This window comes from Pseudomonas sp. BIGb0176, from assembly GCF_024810175.1.
Lineage (GTDB): Bacteria > Pseudomonadota > Gammaproteobacteria > Pseudomonadales > Pseudomonadaceae > Aquipseudomonas > Aquipseudomonas protegens.
On record NZ_JANUEC010000001.1, the window covers coordinates 1161808 to 1181291 of the forward strand.

Annotated in this window: 14 protein-coding genes; 4 read left to right on the forward strand and 10 right to left on the reverse strand. The window is 67.3% G+C overall.

All coding sequences use genetic code 11. The features are described 5' to 3' along the window. Positions 1-7: 7 nt before the first annotated feature. Genes M2395_RS04980 through M2395_RS04995 form a run of 4 tightly spaced genes read left to right on the forward strand, consistent with a single transcriptional unit; the run spans position 8 to position 3843 of the window. Entirely contained in the window at positions 8-1078 is a 1071-nt protein-coding gene (locus M2395_RS04980; RefSeq protein ID WP_123430713.1) for an acyl-CoA dehydrogenase family protein, read from the forward strand. After that, positions 1075-1914: an ABC transporter ATP-binding protein gene (locus M2395_RS04985; protein WP_011061469.1), complete on the forward strand. Its 840-nt coding sequence runs from the start codon at positions 1075-1077 to the stop codon at positions 1912-1914. Before M2395_RS04980 ends, M2395_RS04985 begins: the two co-directional genes overlap by 4 nt. Next, positions 1880-3079 (forward strand): ABC transporter substrate-binding protein, encoded by a 1200-nt coding sequence (locus M2395_RS04990; protein WP_011061468.1) that lies wholly within the window; start codon positions 1880-1882, stop codon positions 3077-3079. Before M2395_RS04985 ends, M2395_RS04990 begins: the two co-directional genes overlap by 35 nt. Further along, the gene (locus tag M2395_RS04995; protein WP_011061467.1) at positions 3079-3843 is read left to right on the forward strand and encodes an ABC transporter permease; all 765 of its coding nucleotides are present in this window, start codon (positions 3079-3081) and stop codon (positions 3841-3843) included. Before M2395_RS04990 ends, M2395_RS04995 begins: the two co-directional genes overlap by 1 nt. Positions 3844-4008: 165 nt before the next feature. On the opposite strand, the gene M2395_RS05000 is transcribed toward M2395_RS04995, so the two are convergent. The 10 genes from M2395_RS05000 to M2395_RS05045 all read right to left on the reverse strand — a co-directional run bounded on the left by M2395_RS05000 (position 4009) and on the right by M2395_RS05045 (position 19426). After that, on the reverse strand, positions 4009-4806 hold the full coding sequence (locus M2395_RS05000; protein WP_123430714.1) for an ABC transporter ATP-binding protein: 798 nt from the start codon (positions 4804-4806) through the stop codon (positions 4009-4011). 9 nt (positions 4807-4815) lie between these two features. Continuing rightward, positions 4816-5577 carry an ABC transporter permease gene (locus M2395_RS05005; RefSeq protein WP_015635737.1) on the reverse strand — a complete coding sequence of 254 codons (762 nt, stop codon included), beginning with the start codon at positions 5575-5577 and terminating at the stop codon, positions 4816-4818. 9 nt (positions 5578-5586) lie between these two features. Next, a complete protein-coding gene (locus M2395_RS05010) occupies positions 5587-6354 on the reverse strand; it encodes an ABC transporter permease (protein ID WP_053158712.1) in 768 nt (255 codons plus the stop codon). A 249-nt stretch (positions 6355-6603) separates the two neighbouring features. Continuing rightward, positions 6604-9075, reverse strand: a complete 2472-nt coding sequence (locus M2395_RS05015) for a TonB-dependent siderophore receptor (RefSeq protein ID WP_123430715.1) — start codon at positions 9073-9075, stop codon at positions 6604-6606. A 190-nt stretch (positions 9076-9265) separates the two neighbouring features. Then, positions 9266-11536 carry a TonB-dependent receptor gene (locus tag M2395_RS05020; protein WP_123430755.1) on the reverse strand — a complete coding sequence of 757 codons (2271 nt, stop codon included), beginning with the start codon at positions 11534-11536 and terminating at the stop codon, positions 9266-9268. A gap of 502 nt (positions 11537-12038) precedes the next feature. After that, on the reverse strand, positions 12039-13097 hold the full coding sequence (locus M2395_RS05025; RefSeq protein WP_011061460.1) for an ABC transporter substrate-binding protein: 1059 nt from the start codon (positions 13095-13097) through the stop codon (positions 12039-12041). A gap of 37 nt (positions 13098-13134) precedes the next feature. Next, entirely contained in the window at positions 13135-14187 is a 1053-nt protein-coding gene (locus M2395_RS05030; RefSeq protein WP_123430716.1) for an ABC transporter substrate-binding protein, read from the reverse strand. Between the two features lie 19 nt (positions 14188-14206). After that, on the reverse strand, positions 14207-15364 hold the full coding sequence (locus M2395_RS05035) for an LLM class flavin-dependent oxidoreductase (RefSeq protein ID WP_041118346.1): 1158 nt from the start codon (positions 15362-15364) through the stop codon (positions 14207-14209). Between the two features lie 380 nt (positions 15365-15744). Further along, positions 15745-17652, reverse strand: coding sequence for an ABC transporter ATP-binding protein (locus M2395_RS05040; protein WP_077934179.1), 1908 nt, complete (start codon positions 17650-17652; stop codon positions 15745-15747). Further along, complete coding sequence (locus tag M2395_RS05045; RefSeq protein ID WP_015635729.1) at positions 17645-19426, reverse strand: ABC transporter ATP-binding protein; 1782 nt, start codon at positions 19424-19426, stop codon at positions 17645-17647. Before M2395_RS05045 ends, M2395_RS05040 begins: the two co-directional genes overlap by 8 nt. Between the last annotated feature and the right edge of the window lie 58 nt (positions 19427-19484).

Genomic DNA, 19484 nt, shown 5'->3' on the forward strand with positions numbered 1-19484 from the left:
AAACCACATGCTCGATGCGCAATTGAGTGAATGGCTGGATGCCCAGGCCCAGGCACTCGACCAGGGCCAGTGCGACCCGCAGCAGGTCCTCGCCCGGCTGGCGGGCGCCGAGGTACTGCGGGTCGGTATCGACCCGGCTCAGGGCGGCAGCGGCGGCGATCTGACCGATGCTCTGGAAGTCATGGCCAGCGTGGCCAGCCATTCCCTGGCGGCGGCCTTTGTCTGCTGGGGCCAGCGAGCCTTTATCGAATACCTGCTGCACAGCCCCAATGCCGGTTTGCGCCAGCGCCTGCTGCCCTCGTTGCTCAGCGGCGAGCTGGCCGGTGCCACCGGGCTGTCCAATGCCATGAAGTTTCTCTCGGGGATCGAGGCCTTGCAGGTCCGGGCCCGGGAACAGGAGCAGGGCTGGAGCCTCAACGGTCGTTTGCACTGGGTCACCAACCTGCGCAAGAGCGGGTTCGTGGTGGCGGCGGCCATCGAGCGCGAGGAGGGCGGCGCGCCGTTCATCCTGGCGATCCCGGATGCCTTGCCCGGGTTGCAGCGCTCCGATGACCTGCAACTGATGGCCCTGCAATCGAGCAACACCGCTGCCCTGGAACTGAACCAGGTGGCGGTGGCCCGTGACTGGCTGCTGCACGAGGATGCCCGAGTGTTCCTGCCGGCGGTGCGCCCGGCCTTTCTCGGCCTGCAATGTGCCCTGGCCATCGGCCTGGCGCGCCGGGCCCTGAGCGAGGTGGAAAAGCACGTCGAGGGCGCCCGTTCGATCCTCCACGAACCCTTGCTGGAACAACGCCAGCACCTGGAGCAGACCGTCGGCGAACTCAAGAGCGGCCTGCTCGACGGGCGCTTCCTGAGCCAGCCCGGGGCGCTGTTCCGGGTGCGCATCGCCCTGGCGGAAGCCACCGCCAACGCCGTGCAAATGGAGCTGCAGGCCAGCGGCGGCAAGGCCTACCTCAGCGAGTTCGGCAGCGGCTTTGCCCGGCGCTGGCGCGAGTCGGCCTTCGTGCCCATCGTCACCCCGAGCCTGGTGCAACTGCGCGCCGAACTGCAACGCCAGGCGCGGAATGCGGCAGCATGAGCGGCCTGTTGAACGCACAGGCGATCAGCCTCGGCTACCCCGCGGCGCAAGGCTGGCACACGGTGCTGGAGGATTTCGACCTGCACCTGCAGGCCGGCGAGGTGGTGTCCATTCTCGGCCCCAGCGGGGTCGGCAAGTCCAGCCTGCTGCGGGTCCTGGCCGGCCTGCAGAAGCCCCACGCCGGGCAGGTCAGCCTGTTGGGCGAGCCCCTCGACGGCCCTCATCCGCGGGTCGCGGTGGCATTCCAGGACCCCAGCCTGCTGCCCTGGCTGAACCTGGAGCACAACGTCGCCTTCGGCCTGGATTTTGCCCGCCAGCCGCACCTGAGCCCGCGCCAGCGCAAGGAGCGCATCGACCAGGCGATTGCCGCAGTGGGCCTGGAACACGCCCGCCAGCGCTATCCGGCCCAACTGTCCGGCGGCATGGCCCAGCGCACCGCATTGGCCCGCTGCCTGGCGCGCCAGCCCCAGGTGCTGCTGCTGGATGAACCCTTCGGCGCGCTGGACGAGGTGACCCGCGCCGACATGCAGCAACTGCTGCTCAAGGTGATCGGCCAGCACCGCACCGCGGCGCTGCTGATCACCCACGACATCGACGAAGCCCTGCTGCTGTCCGATCGGGTACTGCTACTGGGTAACAGCCCGGCGCGCACCCTCGGCCAGTGGCACATCGAGCTGCCGGCGCCGCGCGCCGAGCGGATCGAGGAACTGGGCGCGCTGCGCATCGAGATTCTCAAGACCCTTCGGCGGGCGAGCCGCAACCCCCACACTTCCCCTTTGCCTGCACCGTCGGAGATTGACCATGTGCCTGGACGACTTCACTCATACCCGTCGTGACTTTCTCAAGCTCAGCGCGTTGCTGACTGCCGGCGGCGCCTTGCCGCTGCTCAACAGCCTGCAGGCCCGCGCCGCCCAGGAACCGGACGCGCCGGTGCGCATCGGCTACCTGCCGATCACCGACGCCACGCCCTTGCTGGTGGCCCACAACAACGGCCTGTTCGAGGCCGAGGGCATCAAGGCCGAGCGTCCGGTGCTGCTGCGCAGTTGGGCCCAGGTGATCGAGGCGTTCATTTCCGGGCAGGTCAACGTGATTCACCTGCTGTCGCCGATGACCGTCTGGGCCCGCTACGGCAGCCGGGTGCCGGCCAAGGTGGTGGCCTGGAACCACGTCGGCGGTTCCGGCCTGACCGTGGCCCCGGGCATTACCGAGGTCAAGCAACTGGCGGGGCAGTCGGTGGCGATCCCGTTCTGGTATTCGATCCATAACGTGGTGGTGCAGCAACTGTTTCGCGACAACGGCCTGGTGCCGGTGAGCAAGGCCGCCGGCAGTGCCCTGGGGGCCAACGAGGTCAACCTGGTGGTGCTGCCGCCTTCGGACATGCCGCCAGCCCTGGCCAGCAAGCGGATTGCCGGCTACATCGTCGCCGAGCCGTTCAATGCCCTGGCCGAGGAACTCAAGGTGGGCCGGGTGCAGCGCTTTACCGGGGATGTGTGGCGCAACCACGCCTGCTGCGTGGTGTTCATGCACGAGCATGACCTGGACAACCGTCCCGAATGGTCGCAGAAGGTGGTCAACGCCATCGTCAAGGCCCAGCTGTGGACCCGCGACCACCGCGCCGAGGCCGCGCAACTGCTGTCCAAGGATGGCGCCAACCGCTACACGCCCCATGCGCCCCAGGTACTCAACCGGGTGCTGGCGCCGGCGGCGGCCGACCGCGAGGCCTACCTGGCCAGCGGCGCGATCCAGCACAGCCACTGGGACGAGCAGCGCATCGACTTCCAGCCGTATCCGTTCCCCAGCTACACCGAAGAGTTGGTCAAGCGTCTCAAGGACACCCTGATCGAGGGCGACAAGGGCTTTCTGGCCGGCCTTGACCCGGCACACACCGCCAAGGACCTGGTGGACGATCGCTTCGTGCGCAACGCCATCGCCTCGGTGGGCGGGCTGAAGGCCTTCGGCCTGGCGGACAGCTTCGAGCGCAGCGAGGAGTTCGGTCTTTGATGGGCAAGCAACCTTCTTCCCTGAGCCATTGGCTCCTGGGGCTTGCCGGGCTGTCGAGCCTGCTGCTGGGCTGGTGGCTGGGGGTGCACCTGCTGGGCGATGGCAACGGCCTGGCTGCGCGTTTCTCCCCCGAGGCGACCTTCGCCAGCCTGCTGGAACTGCTGGGGCGTGGCGAGCTGTACGAGCATGTGCTGGTGAGCCTCAAGCGGATCCTGGTGGGTTTGCTCCTGGCCTTGCTGATCGGCGTGCCCCTGGGCCTGCTGGTGGGCAGCTACCGGCACCTGGAGGCAGCCACCACCCCGGCGTTCCAGTTTCTGCGGATGATCTCGCCGCTGTCCTGGATGCCGGTGGTGGTGATGCTGATGGGGGTAGGGGACCAGCCGATCTACTTCCTCCTGGCGTTCGCCGCGCTGTGGCCGATCCTGCTCAACACCGCGGCCGGCGTGCGCCAGCTGGACCCGCGCTGGCTGCAACTGAGCCGCAGCCTCAGCGCCACCCGCTGGGAGACCCTGCGCAAGGTGATCCTGCCCGGGGTGCTGGGGCATGTGCTGACCGGGGTACGGCTGTCCATCGGCATCTTGTGGATCGTCCTGGTGCCCTGCGAAATGCTTGGGGTCAGCGCCGGCCTGGGCTACTTCATCCTCGACACCCGGGACCGCCTGGCCTATTCGGAACTGATGGCCATGGTGCTGCTGATCGGCGTGTTGGGTTTTGCCCTCGACGCCCTGGCCCGTGGCCTGCATCGCCGCTGGTCCCACGCCTGAGGCCCGCCGGTGGAACCCCCGTAGGAGCCGGCTTGCCGGCGAATAGGCCCTCAAGCCTTGCACCGCCCCTGCGGGCGCCTTCGCTGGCAAGCCAGCTCCTACGGCCCAGCGTAATCGCGGCGCTACCTGCGTAGGAGCCGGCGCAGCGCCGGGGTGCCGGGACGATCAATGCCCCACCAGTTCCTCCAGCAACTGCTCTTTGTAGCCTTGCAACACGGGTGAAGAGCGGTCCCGGGGATGGGGCAGGTCGACGCGGATCTCATGCTTGATCCGCCCCGGATGCGCGTCCATCACGATTACCCGGTCCCCCAGGTACAGGGCTTCTTCAATGTCATGGGTGACCATGATCACCGTGCAGCGCTGCTGCACCCAGATACGTTGCAGTTCGTGCTGCAGGCGCACCCGGGTCAGGGCATCCAGCGCCCCCAGGGGTTCGTCCAGCAACAGCACCTTGGGCTGGTTGATCAGCGCCCGGGCAATGGCGCCGCGCTGGGCCATGCCGCCGGAGAGCTGATGGGGGTAGGCCTGCTCGAAGCCTTGCAGGTTGACCAGGGCGATATGCTCGGCCACCCGGCGCTGTTTCTCGGCTTCGGACAAGGGGTGGTTCTTCAGTGCCAGGGCGATGTTCTGGGCCAGGGTCATCCAGGGAAACAGCCGATGGTCCTGGAACACGATGCCCCGTTCCAGGCTGGTGCCGGTCACTGGCTTGCCGTCCAGCAGCATCTGCCCCTGATAGTCACCCTCCAGGCCGACGATCAGCCGCAGCAGGGTGGATTTGCCGCAGCCGCTGGCACCGACAATGCTGACGAACTCCCCGGGCTGGACGTCCAGGTCGATGCCTTGCAGCACCGGCAGGGCCTGGCCCTGGATCCGGTAGCTCTTGTTCAGGCCGCGCAGCTGCAGGGCCCCGGTCCGGGCGAGGAGATGAGTGGGGAGCGGGGCGTGTTGGGCGATCGCATTCATGGGGAGGCCTTAACGGGTAGGGCGCCAGCGCAGCAGGCGGCGGCTCAAAAGGGTCAGCAGCAATGTCATCAGGTAGCCGCACAGGCCGATGCACAGCACGCAGAGCACTATCACTTCCATGCGTGAGCCGGCTTCGGCGTTCATCATCAGGTTGCCCAGGCCGGCCCCGGAGGACAGGAACAGCTCGCTGCCCACCGCTGTCACCCAGGCAAAGGCCAGGGCCTGCAACAGGCCGGTGGCAATGCTCGGCAGGGCCGCCGGCAGCAGGATGTGCCGCAGCCGCTGCGCCGGGTTTAGCACCAGCACCTGGCCGACCTCGCGGTAGCGCCGTTCCACCTGGCAAAAGCCCTGGTAGGTGTTGAGCACCATGGGGTAGAAGGCCGCGAGGCTGACGATCAGCATCTTGGAAAACTCACCGTTGCCGAACCACATGGCAATCAGCGGAATCCAGCCGAGCATCGGCACCTGGCGGATCGAATGGAACAGCGGGCCGATCAGGCGGTTGGCCAGGGTCGAGAGGGCCATCAGGGCTCCCAGCATGACCCCGGCCAGGGTGCCCAGCAGCAGGCCGCCGCTGGCCCGGCCCAGGCTGGCCAGCAGGTTGACCGGCAACTCGCCGTTGCCCAGCAGCTCCAGCAAGGCGCTGGCGATGGTGGAGAGCGGCACGAAGGCGTAGGCCCCGGCGGCGTCCTGGCGGGACAGGTATTCCCAGCCGCCGATCAGCAGCAGGGGCAGCAGCAGGCCGCGAAACTTGGCCAGTAGAGTCGTCATGCAGGGCTCCTAGCGGGTTTGCCAGCGCAGCACGCGCTGTTCCAGGCGGCGGAAGGAGAAGTCCAGGACAAAGCCGATCACGCCGGTGACCACTATCCCCACCATCACCACATCGATGCGCAGCATCTGCCGGGCCATCTCGATCATCTGCCCCAGGCCGCTGTCGGCGGCCAGCAGCTCGGTGGCCACCAGCACCACCCAGCAGCGGGTCAGGCCGATGCGCAGGCCGGTGATGATCGGTGGTGCCGCGGCGGGCAGGGCGATCTGGCGCACCAGGGTCGGCCAGCGCAGGCGGTAGACGTCGGCCACCTCGAAGTAACTGCGGGGAATGGCCTTGACCCCCTCGCTGGCGGCCAGGGCCACGGGGAAGAACGCAGTCTTGGCGACGATGACGATCTTGAAGGTTTCATCGATACCCAACAGCAGCACGAACATCGGGATCAGGGCGATGCTGGGGATCTGCCGCAGGGTATGGAACAGCGGCGCGCAGTACGCCTCGACGGTCTTGGACAGGGCCATCAGCACCCCGAACACCAGGCCGCCAAGGGCCCCCAGGGCAAAGCCCAGGCCCAGGCGCGACAGGCTGTTGTGCAAATGCTCCAGCAACTCGCCGCTGGCCAGCAGGGTTTCGAAGGTGTGCAGCACCTGGGCCGGCGGTACCAGCAGGTTGCGCGGGAAGATCCCGGCCTGGGCCACCAGGGTCCAGAGCAGCAACAGGGCCAGGGGCGAGACCAGCCAGGTCAGGGTGGTGAGCGTGCAGCGCAAGGAATGAGCCATGGCGGTTCTTATATTGGCGAAGTACCCGATGCCTATCGCAAGACCTGTGCCATCGCGCGCTCGTAGGAGCTGGCTTGCCAGCGAAGGCGTCCGCAAGGGCGATGCAAGGCTTGCGGCCTGTTCGCCGGCAAGCCGGCTCCTACGGGAGGAGCGGCGTGTGGGTGGGTTGTGGGCGCTGGCGTGCCAGCGAAACTGATGCCTGGGCAGCAGCCACTGCTGCCAGGGCAACACCCCGGCAGCAATCCGGCCTCAGAAGTCGTAACTGACGCTGGTGTAGTAGAACGCGCCCTGGGCGCCCTCGGGGCTGGTGATGGAGTATTTCGGCACGCCATACAACTGCGCCCCGGATGCCTTGTCCGGGTGGGTATCGAACAGGTTGATAGCCCCCACGGACAGCTTCAGCGACTTATCGAAGCTGTAGGAAATGTCCAGGTCAGTGACCCATTGCGCGCTGAAGGTCTGGTCCAGGGTCGGGTTGCTGGCGTTGAGGCTCTTCCATTGCCCGTACCTGCGTTGTGCCAGGGTCAGGCCCCAGCTGTCGTACAGCCAGTTGGCGCTCAGGGTCAGCTTGTTCTTCGGCGTGCCGTCCTCGATCAGGCCCTGGGTGGTGCGGCCGACGATCTGCGAGCCGGCGATGTCGCCCACGTCCCGCAGGGCGGTGATCCGGGTGTTGTTCTGGCTGTAGCCGCTGGACAGGTTCAGGCGCCCCCATTGCTGCAGGTCCAGTTGGTAGTTGCCGGTCAGCTCGACGCCATCGGTGCGGGTGTCGGCGACGTTGGTGTAGAAGGCTGCGCTCTGGATGTTGGCGTAAGGGGTGCCGGCAAAGATCGGCGTGACCACCGAGGCCGGCAACTGGTCGGACAGGGTGATGCGGTTGTCGATGTTGATCCGGTACGCATCCAGGGTCACCGAGGCGTTGGCCAGGGGCCGCCAGACCAGGCCCAGGGAGTAGTTGGTGGACTCCTCGGGCTTCAGCGCCTTGCCCCCCAGCAGCTTGGCTTCCGGGCTGTCGGCGCGCAGGGTGCGTTGCTGCACCTCGACGTAGTTGCCGCTGCCCGGCGGTTGCTCCACCACTTGCACGCTGAACGAGGACAACCCGCTCTGCACCAGGGACGGCGCCCGGTAGCCGGTGCTGGCGGTGGCCCGCGCGGCGAGCTGCGGGGTGAAGTCGTAACGCAGCGACAGCTTGCCGTTGGTGGTGTCGCCAAAATCCGAGTAGTGCTCGGTGCGCACCGCCACCCCGGCCTGGAATTTCTCGGTGACCTGGCCTTCGACGTCGATATAGGCGCCCCAGACCTTGCGCTCAAGGGACGCGGCGTCGACTTGGGTAATGCCCGAGTAGTAGCCGGGAATGCGCCTCCCGGTGACCGGGTCGACGGTATTGAACAGCGGCCCGTTCTGCCAGCCCGCGGCCTCGCCGGCGCTGAGTTCGTAGTTCTCCTGGCGCCAGGCCAGGCCCGCCGACAGGGTCAGGGGCTTGAACAGCAGGTCGGTGGGGAAGTCCCGTACCCAGTCCAGGGTCAGGTTGGTCTGGTCGGCCTCGCGCTTGCCGGTGTAGATCTTCGCCGGGCTGGCCTCGCCCCAGCTGGGGTTGATGGCGTTGCGGTCGGCGGATTTCAGGCTGTTGTCACCGTGGTTCAGCGCCAGGTCGAACTTGCCCAGGCGCTCGTCCTCGTAACGCAGGCCTCCGGTCAGGGCATAGTCCTCCAGCGAGTAGCGGGTGATCGGCAGGCGGCCGTCGGGGTAGCGTTGCAGGGCGTCGCTGCCGTAGTTGTTGCGCAAGGTGGTGGGCGGGTCGAAGAAGCCTTCGGCGTCGGTGTTCTTGTGGGAGTAGGTGGCAAAACCGTAGGCGGTCAGCCCCTCGCCCAGGCCGAACTCGCTGTTGGCGGCAAAGTTGTACTGGTCCGAGACGTTGCCCGACCCCCAGCGCCAGGTGCGGTAGCGGTTGTTCTGCTCCCGCGGCGTCTGGGTGCTGGTGGAGCCGGGGTAGAAGATCCGGTTGTCGGGGTTGGTGTCACTGGCCGGGTCCTGGCTGCCGGCATCGAAGCTCAGGGTCAAAAAGCCGTCGTTGGGCAGGCTCAAGCCCTTCCAGCCGCTGAGCTTGCGTTGCAGGCCATCGCCCTTGTCGTAGCCGCCGAAGCGATAGCCGACGTTGCCGCCGTCGTCCTTTTCCTTGAGCACGATATTGATCACCCCGGCGATGGCGTCGGAGCCGTACTGGGCGGCGGCGCCGTCGCGCAGGATCTCCACTCGCTCGATGGCGCTCAGGGGGATCAGGCTCAGGTCCACCGCGGCGGCGCCCCGGCCGTTGACCAGGCTCTGGCGGGTGACGTTGGCGCTGGTGTGGCGGCGCTTGCCATTGACCAGCACCAGCACCTGGTCTGACGCCAGGCCGCGCAGGGAAGCACCCTGGGCGATGGAGCCGGCGAAGGCGCCCTGGGGCGACTGCGGGTAGCTGAACGAAGGCGAGAGGGCGGTGAGGGCGCCGGACAGGTCGCTGGCCCCGGTCTGCTGCAACTGCTGGGCGGACAGCACGTCCACCGGTGCGGCGCTTTCCAGAGCTGTGACGTCACTGCGGCGGGTGCCCAGCACCACTACGGTGTCCAGGTGATCGGCGCTGGCGCCGGGGGCATTGCTTGAGGTCTGGGCAGCGAACGCGGGCACGGCAAGGCTGCCGACGACCAGCGCCACGGCGCCGGCCAACGGATTGCGATGGAACATCTGCGGATTCCTTCTGAAATGGATGACACCAACCGGCCCTGTAGGCGCTGGCTTGCCAGCGAAGGCGTCGTCATGGACGGCGCAAGGCTTGCGGGCCTCTTCGCCGGCAAGCCGGCTCCTACAGGGTGGGTGCGGTGGTGGGCGATACCGGCGGCCCGGAAATCAGGGTTCGGGTGGCCTGCCGCGGGCGTCAGAAGCGGCTGGTGACGCTCAGGCCCACGGTGCGCGGGTCGCCGTAGGTGATGACGTATTGCCCCAGCGTGCCGTTGGGCCGGCCATGGACCTGGTAGCGGCGGTCGGTGAGGTTGTTGACGAAGCCGGTGACGCTGAGCTTTTCATCCGGGCTGAACCAGGTCAGGCGGGTGTTGGCCAGGGTGTAGTGGGGCTGGCTCAGGGTCTTGTCGGCGCTGCTCTGGCGGTCGGCGAGGAAGTATTCCTTGTCGCGGAAACTCACGTCGCCGCCGGCCACCAGCTTGCCGCCAATCTCCAGGGGAATGGTGTAGTCGGCCCCCAGGGACACCACGTTGCGCGGCGAGCGCACGAAACTGTTGCCGCTATAGTCGCCGGTGACCGCGCCGGTGTTGGGGTTGGTGTTCTTGAAGTCGGTGTACTCGGTATCCAGGAACGAGATCGCCGCCCGCAGGTGCAGATAGTCGGTGGGCTGGCCTTCGAGCTCCAGTTCCGCGCCCTTGACCTTACCCTTGGCGCCGTTGGTCAGGGCGGTGGTGAGCACGCCGTTGTTGACCGTCAGCAGGTTCACCTGGATGTCCGAGTAGTCGTAGTAGAAGACGTTGGCGTTGGCGGTCAGGCGATGGTTGAACCATTCCGACTTGAGGCCGATCTCGTAGGCGTCGAGTTTCTCCGGGTCCACCGTGGTCAACTGCGCCAGGCTGGTGGACAGCCCGGTATTGAAGCCCCCGGAACGGAAACCGTGGGCGTAGCGCAAGAACACCCGGACGTTGTCGTTGATCCGGTATTCCGGGGTCAGATCGTAGGTCCAGGCTTCCCAGGTCTTGCTCTCGTCGCGGCTGCCGTTGCTGCCGGCGGCGCCCAGGGGGATCAGCGGGCCGTTGGCGGTGGCGCGGGTGAGCTGGGTCAGGTCCAGGTCGATGTCTTTCTTTTCCTGGGTCCAGCGCAGGCCGCCGGTCACGGTGAAGTTGTCGGTGAAGTCGTAGGTCAGGTTGCCGAACAGCGCGTAGCTGTCGGTGGTGTGCTGGTAGTTGAGGTCGCGAAAGTCGGTGGCGCCGCCGGTCTGGTTGGAGCCGGTGCCGTTGGGCGTGGGGCCCGGGGTGATGAGGCGCTTGGCCGAGCTGTCCAGGTCCTCATGGAAGTAGTGCACCCCTGCCAGCCAGCGCAGGGTTTCCTGCTGCGGCGAGGCCAGGCGCAGTTCCTGGGAGTACTGGTTGTAGCGGTTGTCGCTGATGGCCGCGCCGTTGACGTCGTAGGGGGTGTAGTCGGCATCGCTGGTGGACTGCCCGCGAATGTAGTCGTAGGCGCTGATGGAGGTCAGGGTGTAGTCCCCCAGGCGCCAGTTCAGGGTCAGGGACGTACCGTCGTGATCGAGCTTGGCATCCTCGTTGACGTTGAGGGCGATGTTGCGTCCGTCGGGCCGCTGGTAGCCGACGTTGTAGTAGCGGCCCACCGGCAGCGAGCCGTTGCTGCCGTCGCCCTTGTATTCCCGGGCGTGGATCTTCAGCAGGGCGTCCAGGTCCGGGTTGAGCCTGGCCAGGAACTGCAGGCGCACGGCCTTCTTGTCGACGTCGCCGTAGGTATGGTCGTCGGTGAGGTTCTTCTGGAAGCCGTCGCGTTCTTCCGAATACAGCGACAGCCGCGCCGCCAGCCTGTCATCCACCAGGGCACCGCCGATGGCGCCATTGAGGATGCGCTCGCTCTTGCTGCCGATGCCCAGGGTGCCGTAGCCGTCGGTGTCGAAGGTCGGCTTCTTGGAAATCACATTGACCGCACCGGCAGTGGTGTTCTTGCCGTACAGGGTGCCCTGGGGCCCGCGCAGGATCTCGATGCGCTCCAGGTCGAACAGCGGCCCGCCGCCGGCGATGGGCGCGTTGAGGTAGACGTCATCGGCATAGATGCCCACCGGGAACACCGTGGCCGCCCCGGTGTCGCCCGTGCCCAGGCCGCGGATGTACCAGCGTGGGCGGCCGTCGCCGTCGGGGTTCTTGGCCGAGGCGTTGGGGATGAAGGTGGTGATGTCGCCCATGTTGCGCACCCCGTCGGTCACCAGGCTGGTGCCCTGTACGGCGGACACCGCCACCGGAACCTCTTGCAGGGTTTCCTCCCGGTGCTGGGCGGTGACGGTGACGGTCTTCAGGGCGGGTTCGCTGCTGTTCCCGGTGGTGTCGGTGCCTGTGGTTTCGGCGGCCAGCAGGTCCTGGCTGAATGTGCCCCCGGTGAGCGCCAGTGCCAGCCATAGACTCTTGGTGATCGGATTAAGCTTATGCATGTTGAACTCCCCCATTTAAAGTTTCGCTAAGAGGGCTAGAGCAGAGAACGTGCCAAGAGGCTTAGTGGGTTTTATGGGTAAGCGTTAGTTTGATCAACTCATTGAAAAACAAGGTTTATTTTTAATTGGTCTGAGTGTTTTAGAGGGGTGTTTGGCAGGCGTGAAAAGTTGCGGGCCAGAGGTTTAAAACATCCTGCGCAGGATTCAGCAGAAGTTGCTTGGCTGGTGCTGCTGGAGCAGCACCGATTGCCCGCTGGACTGTTGCTGCGCCAGCACCGGCCCCCCAGCCCGTAGGAGCCGGCTTGCCGGCGAAGAGGCCCGCGAGACATGCATCGCCTGGGCTGACGCCTTCGCTGGCAAGCCAGCTCCTACGCAGGGATGCGGTGTACCTGCTTATGTAGGAGCCGGCTTGCCGGCGAAGAGGCCCGTGAGGCATGCATCGCCTGGGCTGGCGCCTTCGCTGGCAAGCCAGCTCCTACGGGTTCCACCGTCGTTCGTGGGGTTATACCGCCACGCGGGAGGTGGAGCCGATGACCGTCTCCAGCACACTGAAGTCGATCCACTCGCGCACGTCGAAACGCCGTGGAATGAACTGCCAGCGATGCAGGAAATCGGTGAAGTCCTGCAAGGCCTCGATGGATCGCGCATCCAGGGTGGTGCGCAGGCGTCGGTGGGCATCCTCGCCATAGGCGGCCGCCACCCAGTACTCGCTGGTGTTCAGTTCCCGGGCCAGGAAGCGCCGGGTTTCCTCGGGGTTGGCCCAGGCCCATTGTTCGGTGCGCAATACGGTGTCGACGATCTTCACGCTGGCGTCGAAGTGCTCGCGCAGCAGGTGGGTGTCCACGGTCAGGGTACGCGGGGTGCCGTTGTTGGAGCGGATCAGCGGGTCGGGGTGGGAGCCGGTGTCCACAACCACCTGCAGGCCGAACTCGTTGGCCAGGTGCACGGCGTGGGCGCCCTTGAGGAAGATCGCGTCGATATCGCCCCGCAGCAGGCCGATCAGTTCGTTGTTGCGCCGGCTGAAGCGGGTCACCCCAAGGCTCACTTCGGAACCGTACAGGTGCTGCTTCTGCTCATCGCTGTAGGTGCCGCCGTAGGGGTAGTCCACCAGTTCCACGTCGGCCACTTCCAGGCCTTCGAGCCTGAGGGCGTTCTCCAGGCCGCGCAGGGCCTGGGCCCGGGTGAAGTCGATCTGCACGTTGGCCCACTTGGGCAGGCCGAAGCGCCGGTTCTTCAAGTCGCGGATGCTCTTCACGCCGCTTTCGGCGGTGGTCAGGATCAACTGCACCTCGTCGCTCCAGGACAAGCCCAGGACCCGGGTCTGCACGCCGCTGGAGTAGGCCCAGATGGCCGGGATGTTGCCGCCGTGGCGCACCGAGTTCTGCAGGTGGTGGTCGTAGTGGGCCTCGCGCACTTCGCGTTCGCTGGATTCGCGCAGGGACTGGATATTGGTGCCGAACGGCAGGAAGGCCTCTGCCAGGCGTCCGGACTGTACCGCGATGCCGAGCCCGGTGGGCACCGGGCTGTGGGTGTACCAGAGGGTATCGAGTGATTTGCTCATAAGGGTCTTCAGTTCGAATCCATGAAACCTGGCGCGGTCAGCCGGCCAGAGCGGTAGGGGTAGCCAGCAGCGCATCCAGCGGCCGGCGGTCGATCCATTGGCGCACATCCACCTGCTGCGGGATGAAGCGCCAGCGCCGCAGGAAGGCGCTGAAATCCTGCAGCGCGTCGATGGCCTGTTCTTCCAGGCCGGTGCGCAGGCGCAGGTGGGCATCCTCGCCATAGGCGGCGCTGATCCAGTACTCGCTGCTGTTGGTTTCCCGGGCCAGGTAGCGGCGGGTGTCTTCCGGGTGGTGGCGGGCCCAGTCTTCGGCCCGCAGCACCGCGCCGAGAATCCCGGTGGCGACGTCCAAGTGCTGCTCCAGCAGATGACTGTCCACCGTCAGGGTGCGCGGTGTGCCGTTGTTGCAGCGGATCAGCGGGTCGGGGTGGGCGCCGGTGTCGATCAGGGTACGCAGGCCGAACTCGTGGGCATGGCGGGCGGCGCTGGCGCCCTTGAGGAAGATCGCGTCGACTTCGCCTCGCAGCAGGCCCTGCAGTTCCAGGTTGCGTCCGCTGCTGGGCTGGGCGCTGACCGGGGTGTCGGCCAGGGTCTGCACCTGGGGGTCGCTGAAGGTGCCGCCGTAGCGGTAGTTCACCAGTTGCAGGTCGCCCACTTGCAGGCCGTCCAGGCCCAGGGCGTTTTCCAGGCCGCGCAGGGCCTGGGCGCGGGTGAAGTCGATCTGTGCGCCGGCCCAGTCCGGCAGGCCGAAGCGTCGGCCCTTGAGCTCCTTGATGCGGTGGATGCCGCTGTCGGCACGGGTCAGGATCAGTTGCACCTCATCGGCCCAGGACAGGCCGATCAGCCGGGTTTCCCGGCCCTGGGCCCGGGCCCAGAGGGCCGGGATGCTGCCGCCGTGGCGCACCGAGTTGCGCAGGCTGTGATCGAAGTGCGACTCGCGCACGGCCTGGTCGCTGGACTCGCGCAGCGACTGCACCTGGGTGCCGAGGGCGCCGAGGCTCTCTTGCAGCCAGCCTTTCTGCACGGCAATGCCCAGGCCCGTGGGGACCGGGCAGCGGGTGTACCAGAGGGTATCCAGAGGATGGGACATGAACGGGCTCCTTATAGGCTCAGGCGCGGGCCTGTAGCGGCGTCGCCTGGGCGACGGGGCGTTGCTGCACCAGGGGCAGGACTTCCTGGCCGATGCGCAGGGCTTCTTCCAGGTGCGGGTTGCCCGCCAGGATGAAGGTGGAGAAACCGGCATCGCGGTACTCCGCCAGGCGCTCGGCAACGTTCTGGTGGCTGCCCACCAGGCCCACGGTGGGCCCCGGCTTGGCCTTGGCGAAGCCGGCCCAGAGGTTGGGGCCGAGGATCAGGTCGTCGAAGCGGTCGACGTTCTGGTGGTAGGCGGTCTGCCGCGCAGCGCCCACCGAATCCGAGCCGCTGGTGAAGTTCTTGGCGATCAGGCTGCCCTTGCCTTCGAGCTTGTCGAACTGGCGGCGCAGGTCGGCCCAGGCCTGCTCTTCGGTTTCCCGGGCGAACAGATCGACCCGCAGGCCGAAGCGCACCGTGCGCCCCTGTTTGTCCGCCAGCTCGCGAACTCGCTCGATGTGGGGCTTGAGCTGGTCGATGGGCTCGGCCCAGTTGAGGTAGACGTCGGCGTGCCGCGCCGCCACGTCCAGGGCCGCATCGGAGAAACCGGAAAAATACACCCCCGGCTTGCGTTCCTGCTGCAGGCCCGGGGGCAGGGCGCCGTTCTCCAGTTGGTAGATATCGCCGTCATAGGAGAAGCGTTCGTTCTGCCACAGGCCCTGGATGATGTCGAGGAACTCGCCGGTGCGCTGGTAGCGCCGGTCGTGGTCCAGGTAATCGCCATTGGCTCGCTGGCTGACCGGGTTGCCGCCGGTGATGATGTTCCAGTCCAGGCGGCCGTGGCTGAGGTTCTGCAGGATCGCCGCTTGTTGGGCGGCGTAGGCCGGCAGGGTCCAGGTGGCCTGGAAGGCGATCAGAAAGCGGATGCGCCGGGTTTCCCGGGCCAGGGCCGCGGCCACCACCCAGGGCTCGGGGCCGGTAGGCAGCAGGGCGCCTTCGAAGCCCGCCAGCTCGGCGGCCTTGGCCACCTGGGCGATGTAGTCGATGTAGGTGAAACCGTCGGGCTCGCCGTTGGCCAGGCGCCCGGGGGCGATATGCCCGGCACGGGGGTGGGGGTTGCCGCGATTGTGCTTGTCGGTGCTCAACTGCGGGCCGTCGGTGCCCAGCGGCAGGCGCCAGAAAAATTCAGTGCTCATGGGTGCTCCTGATTCAGTAACCCGTTGCGCCGCGCGGGTGCGAAGACGCCTGTCAGGGGGTAATTGCAACGGCCATGCCATGGCCGTCGCAGCCCACCATGGCGGGGGTTCGGGGGCTTCAGCCGGCCTAGCGCAGGGCCCTGGTGCTGCTGTAGCAGCACCCCGGCAGCAACCGCTGCTGAGCGCGCAACAACCCAGTGCCTCCTTGCCGGCGAACAGGCCCTTGAGCCTTGTGCTGTCCTTGCGGACGCCTTCGCTGGCAAGCCAGCGCCTACAGCTGGCGCGATACCGGCGGTGCTGTTGTAGGAGCCGGCTTGCCGGCGAACAGGCCCTTGAGCCTTGTGCTGTCCTTGCGGGCGCCTTCGCTGGTAAGCCAGTGCCTACAGCTGGCGCGATATCGGCGGTGCTGTTGCAGGAGCCGGCTTGCCGGCGAAAGGGGCCGCGGGGTTTGCGCCGCCGGGTTGGTCGGCGCTACGCAGATAGGCCTGGTACAACGCCGCATAGGCGCCGCTCTGCCGGATCAACTGCTGATGCGGTCCCTGTTCCACCAGTTGGCCGTGGCGGATCACCGCGATCCGGTCGGCGTCGCGGATGGTCGCCAGGCGGTGGGCGATGATGATCGCCGTGCGCCCCTGGCACAGCCGGCGCAGGGCGCGCTGGATGCGCCGCTCGGTGTGGATGTCCACCGCCGAGGTGGCTTCGTCCAGTACCAGCACCGCCGGGTTGGCCAGGTAGGCCCGTACCAGGCACACCAGTTGCCGCTGGCCATGGCTCAGGTGTCCACCCAGGGGGCCGACCTCGCTGTGGTACTGGTGGGGCAGGCGTTCCAGCACCTCGTCGGCCCCCAGCTCCCGGGCCGCGGCAATCAGCGTTGCATCATCGGCGCCGGGGGCTGCCAGGCGCAGGTTGTCGAGGATAGTGCCGCTGAACAGCACATTGTCCTGCAGCACCACGCCCACGGCCCGGCGCAGGTCGTGCTGAGCCAGGTGCCGGATGTCCACGCCGTCGAGCGTCACGGCGCCGCCCTGAACGTCGTAGAAACGGGTCAGCAACTGCACCAGGGTACTTTTGCCATGGCCCGAGGGGCCGACAATCGCCAGCACTTCGCCGGCCTTGATCTGCAGGTCCAGGTTCTGGATCACCGCGTTTTTGCTCCTGGGGTCGTAGGCGAACCGCACCTGTTCGAAACCGACCTCGCCCCGGGCCCGCTGCATGCGCTGGGGCTGGGCCGGGTCGAGGACCTGGGGCCGGGTGTCCAGCAGCAGAAAGATCCGCTGCGCCGAGGCCGAGCCGGTGGCGTAGCGTTCGAACAGGTCAGAGAGTTCCTGCAACGGGCCCAGAAACAGAAACACGTAGAACAGGCTTTCCGCCATCTGGCCAACGCTGATCTGGTTATCGGCCAGCCCATAGCCGCCCACCAGCAGCAGCGCGGCCATGCCGGCGGTGCTGAGCAGCGCGGTGAATGGGGCGAACCAGCTGGAGCGCAGGCTGCCGCGGATCAGCGCCTGGTTGAAGTCATCCAGCAGGCCGCGATAGCGCTGCAGGTTGGGTTCCTGCTGCCCGCATTGCTGGAGCATGCGCGCGCCGCTGACGCTTTCCACCAGGTGCGCGGTGAAGCGGCTGCGGTTCTCCGCGACTCTGGCCCAGTTGCGCTGGGAGATGCGCTTGAAGCCCCAGGTCGCCAGCGCCAGCAGCGGCACCGTGGCCGCCAGGCTGAGGAAGAAGCGCGGGTCGATGCGCCACAGCATCAGCGCCGCCAGGCCGCAGCGCAGCAGGGCCCCCAGCAGCTCCGGCGGACCCTGGATCAGCAGCGGTTCCAGGCTGTCGACGTCGCGGTCGGCGCGGGAAATGATGCGCCCGGCGCGGGTCTGGTCGAAGTAGCTGACGCTCAGGGCCTGGATATGGGCAAAGACCTTGACCCGCAGGTCGTTGAGCACCCGGATCGCCGCGCTGCCGGCGACGAACTGCGACAGCCCGGCCAGGACGAAGCGCCCCAGCCAGCTGGCCGCCAGCCCCAGGCCCAGCCACAGCACCAGGGACTCGTCCAGCAGCCAGTGACCCTGGTCCGGGACCAGCCCGCGGTCCAGCAGTTCGCGCACGAACCAGGGCCGCAGGAACACCGTGAACACCAGCAGCAACTCGATCCCGATCACCGTCAGGATCGGGCCGCGGATCGGCCGCAGCAGGGGCAGCAGGCGCGACAGCATGCTGCGGTCCAGGGCCTGGCGGGCAAGCATTTCCTCGATTTCGATATCGCTCAGGGCCTTGCCGGCGATTGGATTAGCCATGGTCGACTCCCAGCAGGTCGCGGTAGTGGGCGTTGGTCTTGAGCAGCTCGGCGTGGCGGCCGCTGGCGCGGATTCGCCCGTCCTGCAGCAGCAACACCCGGTCCGCCAGGAGAATGGTCGAGAGCTTGCTGGAGATCACCAGCAAGGTGGTGGCCCGGCCCTGGTCTCGGCGCAACTGGCGGATGTTGTCCAGCACCTGGCGTTCGCTGATGGCGTCCAGGGCGCTGGTGGCGTCGTCGAGGCAGAGAATGTCCGGCTCCCCCAGCAGCGCCCGGGCCAGGCTCAGGCGCTGGCGCTGGCCACCGGAGAGGGTGACCCCGCGATCGCCGAGGCGGCTGTCCAGCCCTTGGGGCAAGCGTTCCAGTACGTCTTCGGCGGCTGCCAGGGCCAGGCCCTGGCGCAGCTGCCGGTGGCTGGCGTCGGGGGCCGTGAGGCGCAGGTTGGCCGCCAGGGTGTCGGAAAACAGGAAGCTTTCCTGGGGCACCACATGCACCCGGCGCCGCAGCTGTTGCAGGTCCAGGTCGCGCACGTCCTGCCAGCCGCTGAGTTCCGAGCCCAGCAGCACCCGGCCGGCACCGGCCTCGGTGAGGCGCGGCAGGAGGCTGGCCAACAGGCTCTTGCCGGTGCCGGTGGCGCCCACCAGGGCCACCACCTCGCCGGGCTCAAGGCTCAGGGAGCAGTCATCGAGAATCTTCCGGCCACCGCCGGGGGCGCTGACGCTGACCCCCTCCAGGCGCAACCCCAGGGGCGCCTGGGGCAGCCGGGCGTTGCCACTGCGGATGTGCAGCGGCTCGTCCAGCAACTGCCAGATGCGCTCGGCACTGGAGCGGGCATCGGCGAAGGTCTGCATCACCCGGCCGATGCCTTCGATGCGAAACACCAGGGTGGTCACGATCAGCAGGGCGCTGACCAGCTCGCCGATCCCCAGCTGCCTGGCCGCCACCTGATGAGCGCCGTAGACCAGGATCCACACGTGGCTGAGGGCGACCACGGCCTGGGGCAGGGGGATACGCGAACTGGAATAGGCCAGGGCCCGTCGCGCGTGCTCGGCGAACAGCCCGACCTGGGCGGCAAAACCCTGGATGCGGCTGTGCTCCAGGGCGAAGGACTTGATCACCCGCACCCCGCCGATGCCCTCGCTGAGGTCCTGGTTGACCCGGTCGTAGGCAGCGCCCACTGCGCGGTCGAGGCTCACCAGGTGCTCGGTCTGGCGCACGAAGATCCACAGTCCGCAGGCGGTGAGCAGCAGCGGCACCACCGCCAGCCAGGGGCTGTACCAGGCCAGCAGGCCGACCGTGGCCAGCACCACCAGGGGCGTTTCCACCACCTGGCGCCAGAAGCTGATCAGGGCATCGCGGACCTTGTCTGCATCACGGGTGGTGCGGGTGATCATTTCACCCATGCCGTGCTGCCAGTGGTAGCCCAGGTGCAGGCCCTGGACCTGCTGCAGGATGCGCTCGCGCAGGCGGGTCAGCAGTTCCTGGCTGAGCACCAGGGACAACACCGTGGCGGCGTACTGCAACAGGCCGCGGCCCAGGGCCACCGCCAGCAGCAGCCACAGCCAGTACCAGCCCAGGCTGGCATCCAGGCTGCCGTCGGCCAGGTGCTTTACCGCCTGCCCGCTGCTGACATCGTTGACCGCATGGCCGATCAGCCACTGCTGCCAGACCAGCCCGAGGTTGACGGCGACATAGAGCAGCGCCACCAGGGTGAAGCGCCAGGGCACTTCCCGGTAGATCGCCAGCGCGCGCAAAAGAGGGTGTTTTTCGATCATGCAGGGCTCGTTCAAAAAATCGGCCACCCCCGTAGGAGCCGGCTTGCCGGCGAAGAGG